The 12,496-nt window shown below is 58.3% G+C and carries 8 protein-coding genes and 1 tRNA gene; 3 read left to right on the top strand and 6 right to left on the bottom strand.

Features of this window, described 5'->3' with window-relative positions; all coding sequences use genetic code 11:
• Positions 1 to 10 precede the first annotated feature (10 nt).
• Positions 11 to 649, top strand: a complete 639-nt coding sequence (rplI, locus tag SPHFLASMR4Y_RS04570) for a 50S ribosomal protein L9 (protein ID WP_089132499.1) — start codon at positions 11 to 13, stop codon at positions 647 to 649.
• A 147-nt stretch (positions 650 to 796) separates the two neighbouring features.
• On the opposite strand, the gene folE is transcribed toward rplI, so the two are convergent.
• The 6 genes from folE to SPHFLASMR4Y_RS04600 all read right to left on the bottom strand — a co-directional run bounded on the left by folE (position 797) and on the right by SPHFLASMR4Y_RS04600 (position 10,391).
• Positions 797 to 1,417 (bottom strand): GTP cyclohydrolase I FolE, encoded by a 621-nt coding sequence (gene folE / locus SPHFLASMR4Y_RS04575; protein ID WP_186266043.1) that lies wholly within the window; start codon positions 1,415 to 1,417, stop codon positions 797 to 799.
• Positions 1,418 to 1,517: 100 nt separating this feature from the next.
• Positions 1,518 to 1,594 (bottom strand) — tRNA-Arg (locus SPHFLASMR4Y_RS04580).
• A gap of 177 nt (positions 1,595 to 1,771) precedes the next feature.
• A complete protein-coding gene (gene ppdK / locus SPHFLASMR4Y_RS04585; RefSeq protein WP_260807073.1) occupies positions 1,772 to 4,450 on the bottom strand; it encodes a pyruvate, phosphate dikinase in 2,679 nt (892 codons plus the stop codon).
• Positions 4,451 to 4,671: 221 nt separating this feature from the next.
• Positions 4,672 to 7,098 carry a glycine--tRNA ligase subunit beta gene (gene glyS / locus SPHFLASMR4Y_RS04590; RefSeq protein ID WP_089132502.1) on the bottom strand — a complete coding sequence of 809 codons (2,427 nt, stop codon included), beginning with the start codon at positions 7,096 to 7,098 and terminating at the stop codon, positions 4,672 to 4,674.
• Between the two features lie 112 nt (positions 7,099 to 7,210).
• Positions 7,211 to 8,083, bottom strand: a complete 873-nt coding sequence (locus tag SPHFLASMR4Y_RS04595) for a glycine--tRNA ligase subunit alpha (RefSeq protein WP_089132503.1) — start codon at positions 8,081 to 8,083, stop codon at positions 7,211 to 7,213.
• A gap of 208 nt (positions 8,084 to 8,291) precedes the next feature.
• Positions 8,292 to 10,391, bottom strand: a complete 2,100-nt coding sequence (locus SPHFLASMR4Y_RS04600) for a molybdopterin oxidoreductase family protein (RefSeq protein WP_089132504.1) — start codon at positions 10,389 to 10,391, stop codon at positions 8,292 to 8,294.
• A 158-nt stretch (positions 10,392 to 10,549) separates the two neighbouring features.
• Between SPHFLASMR4Y_RS04600 and SPHFLASMR4Y_RS04605 the strand changes: the two genes are divergently transcribed.
• Positions 10,550 to 11,521 carry a TraB/GumN family protein gene (locus tag SPHFLASMR4Y_RS04605; protein ID WP_089132505.1) on the top strand — a complete coding sequence of 324 codons (972 nt, stop codon included), beginning with the start codon at positions 10,550 to 10,552 and terminating at the stop codon, positions 11,519 to 11,521.
• A gap of 52 nt (positions 11,522 to 11,573) precedes the next feature.
• Positions 11,574 to 12,488 carry a TraB/GumN family protein gene (locus tag SPHFLASMR4Y_RS04610; protein WP_089132506.1) on the top strand — a complete coding sequence of 305 codons (915 nt, stop codon included), beginning with the start codon at positions 11,574 to 11,576 and terminating at the stop codon, positions 12,486 to 12,488.
• Positions 12,489 to 12,496: the final 8 nt, after the last annotated feature.

A 12,496-nucleotide genomic window follows, 5' to 3' on the forward strand; every position in this document is an offset into this window, starting at 1 on the left:
GAGCGAAACAATGGATATTATTTTGCTCGAACGAGTCGAAAATCTCGGCACCATCGGCGACGTTGTCACCGTGAAAAACGGCTATGCCCGCAACTTCCTGCTTCCCAACAAGAAAGCGTTGCGCGCCAACGAAGCCAACAAGAAGGTCTTCGAAGCCAATCGCCAGCAGATCGAGGCGGACAATGAAGCGAAGCGCAAGGAAGCCGAAGCGGCATCCGGCGGCATCGACGGCAAGCAGATCGTTCTGATCCGCGCGTCGTCGGCCAGCGGTCAGCTGTACGGCTCCGTATCGGTCCGCGACATTGTCGAAGCCCTTAATGCTGACGGCGCTCCGGTCGAGAAGAGCATGGTCATTCTGGAAAAACCGATCAAGACGCTCGGTGTTTTCGATGTCCGCATTCGTCTCCACCCGGAAGTCAATGTCACGATCCAGGCCAATGTGGCCCGCTCTGACGACGAAGCCGATCTTCAGAAAGACGGCATCGACGTGATCGCCCAGATGTTCGAAGAAGAGCAGGCTGAACTGGCTGCAGCTGCGCTTTCGCCCGATAGCGAAGATGACGGTGAAGAAGCTGCTGAAGGCGATGCCGAAGCTGCTGAAACCGCAGAAACAGCTGCAGAAGAGGACGATTCCGAAACCAAGGAATAGTTTCTTCCGTTTCTCATTTGGAAAGCCCGGGTCCGGACCATCGCAAGATGGCTACCAGATCCGGGCTTTTTCATTTCCGGCAAACTTGTCTGTTTTTCGACCGGGCGGTTCGGGAACAACGACAGCATCCCCGTTACGCCTGACCGTTCAATAGCCCATCAGGCTCATGACTTCCTCGCGGCTCCGTGCATCGTCCAGAAAACAGCCGAGCAATCGACTGGTCGTCATCGAGACGCCCGGTGTGCGGACACCGCGCGCGGTCATGCAGCTGTGGCTGGCTTCGATCACGACCGCCACGCCCTGTGGCTTCAGATTTTCCCAGATACATTCGGCCACTTCCGCCGTCAGTCTTTCCTGAACCTGCAACCGCCGGGCGAATCCGTGCAGCACGCGGGCGAGCTTGGAGATGCCGACGACCTTGTCGGTCGGCATATAGGCGATGCTCGCCTTGCCGATGATCGGCGCCATATGATGTTCGCAGTGGGAGTGAAACGGAATGTCCTTCAGCAGCACCAGCTCGTCATAGCCGCCCACTTCCTCAAAGGTGCGCGCCAGGTGCATAGCCGGGTTCTCGGCATAGCCCTCACAATATTCCTTCCACGCCCGCGCCACGCGCTTCGGCGTGTCGACCAGCCCCTCGCGTTCCGGGTCTTCGCCCGACCAGCGCAACAATGTGCGCACCGCTTCCTGCACCTCGTCGGGTACCGGAATTTTCTGGGCTTCGCGCTCTGCAAGCGCGTCTTCGATAGAAAGGGAATGGTCGGCCAATTCGGGTCCTTCGGTTGATCGGATACGGGCTGACAAACTAGGCGACCACAGGCCGCCACGCAAGTGCACCTTGGTGCAGGCTTTTGCAAAAGAAGGAAAGTGGCGCGCCCAGGAAGATTCGAACTCCCGACCCCTTGATTCGTAGTCAAGTACTCTATCCAGCTGAGCTATGGGCGCTAACCAGATGGTGCAGATAGGGGCTGAATTCCCCGCTGGCAACCCATAAATTGCCCTTCTGCCCAACTATCTTTCCATTCCATCACCAGCAATGCCCCGCGCTGGTTGCGGAGCCGCCTGCCGGACTGTCATGCCCGGCCGGTCACCGCCCCGCTCAGCCAGCGGGGCGGCTTGATTTCATCGTTGCGACAGGGCTGCCTGCGCTGCGGCCAGTCTGGCGATCGGTACCCGGTAGGGCGAGGCGCTGACATAATCGAGGCCGGTTTTCTCGCAGAAGGCGATCGATGCGGGATCCCCGCCATGTTCACCACAGATACCCAGCTTGATGCCAGAGCGCGTCGCCCTGCCCCGTTCGGCCGCGATTTCGATCAACTGACCCACGCCCTCGATATCGAGGCTGACAAACGGATCGCGCGGGAAGATGCCCTTGTCGACATATTGAGTCAGGAAGCGCCCGGCATCGTCGCGCGAGACACCCAGAGTGGTCTGGGTCAGGTCGTTGGTGCCAAAGCTGAAAAACTCGCCATGTTCGGCAATTTCACCGGCCATCAGCGCAGCACGCGGCAGTTCGATCATCGTGCCGACGAGATATTCGATCTCCCGACCTTTTTCGGCGAACACTTCTTTCGCCATGCGATCGACCGCATCTTTCATCAGTTCCAGCTCGCGCGCGGTGGCGACAAGCGGGATCATGACTTCCGGAATCGGCGCTTCGCCGCTGGCTTCCGCCACTTCACAGGCCGCCTCAAAGATAGCGCGCGCCTGCATTTCGTAGATTTCGGGATAGGTGACGCCAAGCCGGCAGCCACGGTGTCCGAGCATCGGGTTGAACTCGTGCAGCTCGGCGGCCCGCTGTTTCAGCGTTTCGACACCGACATCAGCCGCCTTCGCCACTTCCTCGAATTCTGACTGGTGATGCGGCAGGAATTCGTGCAGCGGCGGATCCAGCAGGCGAATGGTGACCGGCAGGCCGACCATGACTTCGAAAATCTGGCGGAAATCATTGCGCTGTTCCGGCAGCAATTTGGCAAGCGCCTGTCTGCGGCCCTGTTCATCGGGTGCCAGGATCATCTGGCGGACCGCGGTGATCCGCGCCGCATCGAAGAACATATGTTCGGTCCGGCACAGGCCGATGCCCTCGGCACCGAAATCGCGCGCGACCTGGCAGTCCAGCGGCGTTTCCGCATTGGTGCGGACGCCCAGACGGCGGACCTTGTCGGCCCAGACCATCAGCACGCCGAAGTCGCCGACCAGTTCGGGCTGGATCGTATCAACGCGGCCGGCCATCACCTGGCCATTGCTGCCATCGATGGTCAGCAGATCGCCTTCTTTCAGTTCGCGGTCGCCAACCTTCATGACCTTCGTGTCATTGTTGATCGAAATGGTGCCGGCGCCGGAAACACAAGGCCTTCCCATGCCTCTGGCAACCACGGCCGCATGTGACGTCATGCCGCCACGTGCGGTCAATATGCCCTTCGCGGCGTGCATGCCGTGAATATCCTCGGGCGAGGTTTCGACCCGGACGAGAATGACGTCATCGCCCATTTCGGTGCGCCGTTCGGCGGTATCGCTGTCAAACACGATCAACCCGCTGGCCGCGCCCGGAGACGCCGGCAGACCGGCGGTCAGAACGTCGCGTTTGGCATCCGGATCGAGTGTCGGGTGGAGCAGTTGGTCTAGCGCCATCGGATCGACGCGCATTACCGCTTCTTCCTCGGTGATCAGACCTTCATGGGCCATATCCACCGCGATCTTCAGCGCCGCCTTGGCGGTCCGCTTGCCCGATCGGGTCTGCAGCATCCACAATTTGCCGCGTTCGACGGTAAATTCGATATCCTGCATATCGCGATAATGGCGTTCGAGCAGATCAAAGACGTCGGTCAGTTCCTTGTAGGTCTCCGGCATCGCCTCTTCCATCGACAGCGGCTTGGCATTGGCCTGCTCGCGCGCTGCCCTGGAGAGATATTGCGGCGTGCGGATGCCGGCGACGACATCTTCGCCCTGAGCGTTGATCAGCCATTCGCCGTAATAGGCACTATCGCCGGTCGACGGGTTGCGGGTGAATGCTACGCCAGTCGCGCTGGTTTCGCCCATATTGCCGAAGACCATGGCCTGGACATTGACCGCGGTACCCCATTCGCCGGGAATGTCGTTGAGGCGGCGATAGACTTTTGCGCGCTCGGCCTGCCAGCTGCCGAACACGGCGCTGACCGCACCCCAGAGCTGATCATTCACATCCTGCGGAAAGGGCTTGCCCCACTGCTCCTCGACCAGTGACTTATATTCGGCCACCAGCGCCTGCCAATGCTGCGCCTCCATCTCCGTATCGGTGAAGAAGCCATTGTCTTCCTTGGCAATTTCAAGCGCTTCTTCAAACGCGTCATGGTCCAGTTCGAGCACCACATCGGAATACATCTGGATGAACCGGCGGTAGCTGTCCCAGGCAAAGCGTTCGTCACCGGAGGTCTTGGCCAGGCCTTCCACGGTTTCGTCATTGAGGCCCAGATTGAGAACCGTGTCCATCATCCCCGGCATCGAGGCGCGGGCGCCGGAGCGGACCGAGACGAGCAGCGGGTCGGCGGCATCGCCGAATGTCTTGCCGGTTACGGATTCGATATGAGCAACGCCCTGCGCCACTTCGTCGCGGACGCTGTCCGGATATTGGCCACCCTCGGCATAATAGCGCGTACACATTTCGGTCGAGATCGTGAAACCGGGAGGAACCGGCAAACCGATATTGGCCATTTCGGCGAGATTGGCACCTTTTCCGCCAAGCAGGTTGCGAGCCTCTGTTTTGTCAGATGGCGCTCCATCTGCGTCCATGCCGCCACCGAAACGATATACATATTGGGTCATTCTTGCTTTCAACTCCATATGTTAGCCCCTTCTCTTCAGAAGAGGTTCTGGGGTAATGCCGGGTCACCGGACAAATCGGAAAGCGGCCTCGAGCCGCTTGCCTCATACCCCATCCTTCAATCCCCTCCCCTGAAGAAGAGAGGCTTCTCATGCACTACGCATTGCCGAAAAATACGCCGCCGAACTTTACACATTTTACACTGTTATGAATCAAATATCTTCTAGCCCTCGATCTGCGAGAAATCAGCCACTTGGTGGACGGCGTTGCGAAAACGGGCGAGCAGGGCAAGCCGGGCTTTGCGCTTGTCTTCGTCATCGTCGTTCACGGTCACATCCTCGAAAAACTGGTCAATCGGTCCGCGCAGCGCGGCCAGCGCGGTCATCGCCTGCTCAAACTGCTCGGCTTCGATCGCGGCACTCACCTGCGGCTGCGCCGCGTCGAGCGCGTCGATCAGTGCCTTTTCCGCTTTTTCGGGTGTGTAGGAAAGGGGTTTTGCAACATTACCTTCGTCATCCTGAACTTGTTCCAGGACCTCCGGAGATCCTGAAACAAGTTCAGGATGACGAGTGTTGGATGCGCCATCCGGCGCCTCTTTCTTCAAGATATTCGAAGCCCGCTTGTAACCGGCGAGCAGGTTCACGCCATCCGTAGTTTCCACAAAGGCCTGCAACGCCTTTACCCGGGCGAGCAAGCGTACCAGATCATCTTCACCGCCGAGCGCGAAGACCGCGTCGATCAGATCGTGACGGACGCCCGCTTCGCGTTGCTGGACTTTGAGGCGATCGGCAAGAAATGCCATTAGTTCGATCTTCAGGGTATTGAATCTCTCGAATCTAGCTTTGCTGTAAGCTTCCAATTGATCTTGTTCATAGGGAACTTGAAACGAGTCATCGCTTGGATCTTTATCGAATGCCCACAAAACATCATTGTTCATGGCTTTCAGACGATCATAACTTGCTGGTACAAATCCAGCACCACCATCCACAGCAACTAGATAAAGAAACCAGCCACGGTCGGCTGCGCACTGAAAGCGATAGTAGCTTTCTTCAATCAACTCCTGAAGGCTTGTGCGTATGCTATTTTCAACAATCAGTCTTAGAATAGCCAATGCCGCCCGGCGCAAGGCGTACGGATCTTTTGATCCCGTAGGCTTCTCATCAATCGCAAAAAAACCAACCAACGTATCCAGCTTGTCCGCCAAACTCACATAGACCGTCACCGGATCGGTCGGCACTTCATCGCCCTGCCCGACCGGCTTGTAATGATCGCGGATCGCGTTGGCGACCGCCTGCGATTTTCCTTCTTTCTCTGCATAATAGCCGCCCATCAAGCCTTGCAGCTCGGGGAACTCGCCGACCATTTCGGTGACGAGATCGGCTTTGCAGAGACGTGCGGCCTCGGACACTTCACCATGAAATGTATCGCCGGGGCTGGGCTGGTAAAAACCATTCCCTTCTAAAGAAACCAGCCACTCGGCCAACTTGGCCACACGCTCTACCTTGTCGGCAACCGTTCCCAGTTTTTCATGGAAAACAATGTTGCTCAATTTCTTCGCATGATCCTCCAGCGGGGTCTTCTGGTCCAGTTCCCAGAAGAATTTTGCGTCGGAGAGCCGTGCAGCAAGGACTTTTTCATTCCCCGCAATAATAGCCTTGCCGCCATCGCTGGCGTCGATATTCGCCGTGCAGACAAAATTGGGCGCCAAAGCACCCTGCCTGTCGCGGCAGATGAAATATTTCTGATTCACTCGGGCGGTCAGCTGAATCACCTCTTCCGGCACATCCAGAAACGCGGGGCCAAAACTGCCGAGCAATGGCACCGGCCATTCGGTCAGGCCGGCATTTTCAATTACCAGACCTTCGTCCTCGACCAGATCGAGACCGGCATCCGATGCCGCTTTCGCAGCGCCGTCACGAATGATATTCTGGCGCTCTTCATGGTCGACAATCACATGGCAGGCGCGCAGCTTTTCGGCATAGTCGGCGGCGTTTCCGATTGTAATCTTACCCACTTCCGTTCGTGCTGAGCTTGTCGAAGCACCTTTCGCCAACTGCCCTTCGACAGGCTCAGGGCGAACGGAGTGGTGAAACCGGTGCCCTACCGTGTCGTAACCAGAGCTTATGCCGTCAATGCTGCATTCCACCAGCTCATCGCCGAACAGCGCAATGATACCGCTCAGTGGCCTCACCCAACGCAGGCTTTCGGTCGACAGGCTGGCATCACCCCAGCGCATGGATTTCGGCCATGGAAAGCCCCTGATGATCGCCGGAATGGCTTCCGCCAGCACATCCCGGGTTTCGCGGCCCGGCCTGTTGATCACCGCAAAATAGGTCGGCCGTCCCTTGACGTCGCGCACTTCCAGCTGGTCGCGGGTCACCCCATTCTTGCGACAAAAACCGTCAACAGCCTGTTCCGGCGCGCCTTCCGGCGGCCCCTTGGCTTCCTCGCTCACCGCTTCGGTTTGCGCCGGCAGGTCACTGGCGATCAGCGCGAGGCGCCTTGGCGTCGAATAAACGGTAATCGTCCCGGCTTTCAGCCCCGCTTCAGCCATTTGCGCGGTGAAGAGTCGTTCAAGATCGGCGCGGGCCTTGGCCTGCATCCGCGCGGGAATTTCTTCGGAGAGCAGTTCAAGCAGGAAGTCGGTCATGATTTTCCTCCCTGACACTCGTCATCCTGAACTTGTTTCTGGATCTCGTGCGGCAGGCGCATCACCCCAAGGGGGCCTGAAACGAGTTCAGGATGACGAAATAGTTGCACCATCACGCGGCCCACCCGTTTTTCTGCATATAGACTTCGCAGCTGCCCTTCGCCAGATCGCGGACCTGGCCCATATAGCTGGCGCGCTCCTGCACCGAAATCACGCCGCGGGCCTGCAGCAGGTTGAAAATATGGCTTGCCGTGATGGCTTGTTCATAGGCCGGCAGCGGCAATTTCTTGTCGAGACAGGTCTTGCATTCCCGGGTTGCCATTTTGAACAGTTCGAACAGCCTGTCAGTATCGGCGATCTCGAAATTCCATTCCGACATCTGCTTCTCATTTTCGAGGAAGATATCGCCGTAAGTTACTCCACTACCGTTATAATCCAGATCATAGACGCTATCGACACCCTGGATATACATGGCCAGACGTTCCAGCCCGTAGGTCAGTTCGCCGGCCACCGGCTTGCAGTCAAACCCGCCCATTTGCTGGAAATAGGTGAATTGCGTGACTTCCATGCCGTCACACCAGACTTCCCAGCCCAGACCCCAGGCGCCGAGAGTCGGACTTTCCCAGTCATCCTCGACGAAGCGGATATCGTGCAGCATCGGATCGATGCCGATCGCGACAAGACTGTCGAGATAGAGCTGCTGGATATCCGGCGGCGACGGCTTGAGCACCACCTGATATTGGTAATAATGCTGCAAGCGGTTGGGATTCTCGCCATAGCGGCCATCGGTCGGGCGGCGGCAGGGCTGCGCGAAAGCGGCGTTCCAGGGGTCGGGACCAAGCGCCCGCAATGTTGTCGCGGGGTGAAAGGTACCAGCGCCCATTTCCATATCATAGGGCTGCAGAATCGCGCAGCCGCGGTCACCCCAATATTGATGGAGTTTGAGGATGATCTGCTGGAAGCTGAGCGGCTTCGTATCGGTCAAGATGAAGACTTTCTTCTCATGCCAAAAAGGGAGGTGCAATATTTACGCGCTGCTTTGGCGAAAGGGCGCCAGAGGGTCAAGTGAGGAATGGCCTGATTTGCGACCTTATTCGTCATCTTGAACGCGTTTCAGGACCCCTTGAGATCGCACACAGCCTTTCGAGGCCCTGAAACGAGTTCAGGATGACGAGAACATTCCGATGACGCGCTCATTCCGCTGCGACCAATAGCTCGGCTTTCTCCACCGTCACCGACACCGCGTTCAGCACCGCATTGCCCGACAGCGGATCGAACCGCTCGGTATCGGTCAGGTCGTTGATCGAAACGCCCGGCTTCTCGCGCGCTACCGACAGGCCGACACCCTTGCGGCCATGACCGAAGCCATGCGGGATCGACACCACGCCCGGCATGACGTCATCGGTGACTTCGACCGGGATTTCGACGCTGTTCACCCGGCTGGCAACTGACGCCATGACGCCATCGGTCAATCCGCGTGCGGCAGCGTCATCAGGATGGATCATCAGCGTGCAGCGATCCGGGCCCTTGAGCAGCCGTTCGCTATTGTGCAGCCAGCTGTTATTCTGCCGGACGTGGCGGCGGCCGATCAGGCGGAGGCTGTCGAGCTGTTCTGCGTCGAGCGACACGGCAAAGCGCTGCAGTTCGGCGAGAAAGTCCGGATGGGCGCAGTGGATTTTCCTGTCCTCGGTGCGCAGCCGTTCGGCCATGCACGGGCGCAGCGGTCCGAGATCAATGCCATTAGGAGCCGCCTCCACCTCTGCCAAAGTCAGGCCGGCGGGCGAGCTTTGCAGCATATTGTCGAGTATATCGCGCGGTTCGCGGATATTGGGGACGTCCTGCCCGTCCTGCGCCAGGATTTCGCGCGCCAGTTCGGCGATTATTTCCCAATCGGTCTTTTCGCCATCCTGCAGTTCGAAGACCGCCGGCGAATAGCTGGCGTAGTTGCGGATGGCCAGCGGCCCGAAGAAAAACGGATAATGGTCCTTCTCCAGTGGTCCGCAGGGCGGCAATATATAGTCGGCGTGACGGCTGGTCGCGGTGACATACATGTCGAACGAGACCATCAGGTCCAGCTGTTCCAGCGCCCGGTCGAGTTTCGCGCCATCGGGCGCGGACAATACCGGATTGCCGGTGACCACGAACAGCGAGCGAATGCGCTCGTCATCGTCACGCAGCATTTCGTCGGCAAAGGTCACCATCGGCAATTCGCTCATCACCGAGGGCATGACGCCACGCACCGTATTGGCCGTACGCACCGATCCCCTGCCGACCAGATTGATCGTGTCGAGTGCGGGTTCCGGCACCATCGTGCCACCTTCCCGATCAAGATTGCCGGACGCAATATTGATGATCTGGATCAGCCACTGGTTGAGCGTGCCGAACTCGCAGACCGAAACGCCCATCCGGCCATAGATGGCCGCCGGCTGGTCGGCGGCAAGCTGCGCGGCCATATCCTGCATGTCCTTCACGGCGATGCCGCAATGGGCGGATAGCTGTTCAATATCAAAGCCTGCCAAAGCCGGTTCTATCGCAGCCCAGCTGTCGTCCAGAATATTCTCGAGTCGCGAAACATCGACCAACCCGGCGTCAAACACGCTTTTCAATATCCCGATCAAAAGCGCGGTGTCGGTCCCCGGCTGCACGAAATGATGCGCGTCGGCGAGCTTGGCGGTCTCGGTCCGGCGCGGATCGACCACCACCAGCAGTCCATTGCGCGCACGCATTTCCTTCACGCGCTTTTTAAAGTCGGGCACGGTCCAGATACTGCCATTGGACGCTGCCGGATTGCCTCCGATGATCAGCAGATACTGGCTACGATCGATATCCGGCACTGCGGCAAGGCTGACATGCCCATACATATGATATTGCACGACATGATGCGGGATCTGGTCCAGTGTCGAGGCGGAGTAGATATTTTTCAACCCGATAGCCCGGCGCAGCGCGCTGATCTGCGTCGAAATACCATAATCATGGGCTGCCGGATTGCCCATATACATGGCCGGCTTGGCGCCCTCCCCCTTGAGCGCGGTCAGCTTTGCGGCAATTTCGCAAAAAGCCTGATCCCAACCGATTTCCTGCCACTGTCCATCAACCTTTTTCACCGGCTTGTGCAGCCGGTCCGGATCATTTTGCAGATCGGCAATCGCCGTCGCCTTCGGACAGATATGCCCGCGGCTCAGTACATGATCGGGATTGCCCTTGATCGAGCGTATCTCCCGCCCCTCCACTTCGACCAGGACGCCGCAATTGGCTTCGCAGATATGACAGGTGCGGGCGTGGATCGTGCTCATCGATAGGCTCCTTGATTTAACCATCTGATTAACAGATTCGTTTGGCAGTCGCCAGTACCTCCCCTCTGCCGATCGATCTTTCCGGCAATTTTTGCTGGGCATTTGCCATCAATTGTTCAATGAAGACGACGATATCTTATTGATGGAGCATTCCTTTCATGCCGCGTAACTGGCTCTTTAACCGCTTATTTATTCCGCTCTCCATGGCGCTCGCCGCCTGCTCAGCGCCGGCGGAGAATATCGCCAGCACCGGCAGCGATGCCACACCGGCAGCCGTCAACAGCGTTGCTTCCACTCCGGAATATATACCCGCGACAATGCCGGATGATGCAGATCCGGCGCTCTGGGTGATCAGGGATGAGGACACGACCCTCTATCTGTTCGGCACCGTCCATATCCTGAAACCGGGCATGACATGGTTCGACGAGGCCGTGAAGGACAGCTTCGACTCGTCCGACGAACTGGTGATCGAAATGATCAAGCCGGATGCCGCGACGATGATGAATATCGTCAACGAGCTGGCGATCAACAAAAGCGGCGTTTCGCTGCGCGACAAGCTGGACGTCGAAGACCGCGCCGAATATGAAGCGACGATGGTCAAGCTGGACATGCCGGTTGCTGCATTCGACCCGCTCGATCCGTGGTTCGCCAGCGTCAATCTTTCGCTTATCCCGCTTGTTCGCAGCGGTTATGCTGCAGATCAGGGGGTCGAGGATGCACTGATCGCTCAGGCCAGAGCACGCGCCATCCGGATTACCGGGCTTGAGACGCCGGAACAGCAGTTGGGTTTTTTCGATGATTTGCCCGAAGAGGTCCAGATCCGCTTTCTCAATTTCACCGTCGACAATATCGACGACACCGCCGAAGGCATGGAGCAGATGGTCGCCGAATGGGCCAATGCCAATGTCGATGCGCTGGGTGAGCTGATGAATGCCGGGCTGGAGGACGAGATGCTCTACGAGACCCTGCTGGTCAATCGCAACCGGAACTGGGCGGAATGGGTAGAAGGACGGATGAAAGAGCCGGGCACGATTTTCCTGGCGGTTGGCGCCGGCCATCTCGCCGGAGCGAGTAGCCTGCAGGCAATTTTGGCGGAAAAGGGTCTTGTGGCGGAACGGGTCGAATATTGATTATTCTCGCTCCCGGCTTTTCTTTTCCCCGCCCGCACACCAGTTAGGCAATATGCATTTTCTGACCATCATCCTGTCACTACTTGCTTCACTGCTGCTCACGGCCTGCAACAACACGCCCGACCATGTCGCGCTGAACACCGTCAAAACGGGCACGCCCGCGCTCTGGAGGATCAGCGGCACCCAGCCTGGCCAAGTCGGTGTGGCCTATATGTTCGGTACGATCCATATCCTGCCTGACGACGTGCAATGGCGAACGCCGGCACTCGAGGCCGCGATCGCCGATTCTGACCGGCTGGTGATCGAGGTGCTGGGGCTGGAGGATACCCAGAATGCGGCCAGAATATTTTCCCGGCTGGCCATCTCTCCCGGACAGGCGAAGCTGGATGACCGCATCAACCCGGCGCTGCATGATGACCTCGACCGGATCATCGACGCCTCCGATATTTCCGAACGTGCGCTCAACCGGATGGAAACATGGGCCGCGGCATTATCGCTGGCGTCCGCACAGACCAGAAGCCTCGGGCTGAAATCAAGCGGTGGCGTCGAGAAGAAGCTCACGGCCCAGTTTGAAAAGGCCGGCAAACCGATAGAGGCGCTGGAAACCATCGAACTGCAACTGGGCTATTTCGACAAGCTCCCCGAAGAGCAGCAACGCCAGATGCTGACCAGTGTGCTGGAGGAATCGGAAGATGCGCAGCAAGCCTTTGAAAAACTGTTCAACGCCTGGATGACCGGCGATCTTGAGCATATCGTGACGCTATCCGACACCGGGATTCTGACGGATCCCAGGACCCGTGAATATCTGTTGGTGGCTCGCAATCTCGATTGGGTCGAGCAACTGGACAAGCGATTGCAACGCCCCGGCACATCTTTGGTGGCGGTCGGCGCAGCGCATCTGGCCGGGCCGGACGCGGTTCAGGAATCGCTCGCCAAACGCGGCTATAAAGTCGAAAAAATTCAGTAATCAGGGCC

It is taken from the genome of Sphingorhabdus sp. SMR4y, from assembly GCF_002218195.1.
GTDB lineage: Bacteria > Pseudomonadota > Alphaproteobacteria > Sphingomonadales > Sphingomonadaceae > Parasphingorhabdus.

Coding starts and splice junctions, on each gene's coding strand:
- rplI (WP_089132499.1), top strand. CDS start 11: ATGGATATTATTTTGCTCGAACGAGTCGAAAATCTCGGCACCATCGGC.
- ppdK (WP_260807073.1), bottom strand. CDS start 4,450: ATGACCCAATATGTATATCGTTTCGGTGGCGGCATGGACGCAGATGGA.
- glyS (WP_089132502.1), bottom strand. CDS start 7,098: ATGACCGACTTCCTGCTTGAACTGCTCTCCGAAGAAATTCCCGCGCGG.
- SPHFLASMR4Y_RS04600 (WP_089132504.1), bottom strand. CDS start 10,391: ATGAGCACGATCCACGCCCGCACCTGTCATATCTGCGAAGCCAATTGC.
- SPHFLASMR4Y_RS04610 (WP_089132506.1), top strand. CDS start 11,574: ATGCATTTTCTGACCATCATCCTGTCACTACTTGCTTCACTGCTGCTC.
- SPHFLASMR4Y_RS04605 (WP_089132505.1), top strand. CDS start 10,550: ATGCCGCGTAACTGGCTCTTTAACCGCTTATTTATTCCGCTCTCCATG.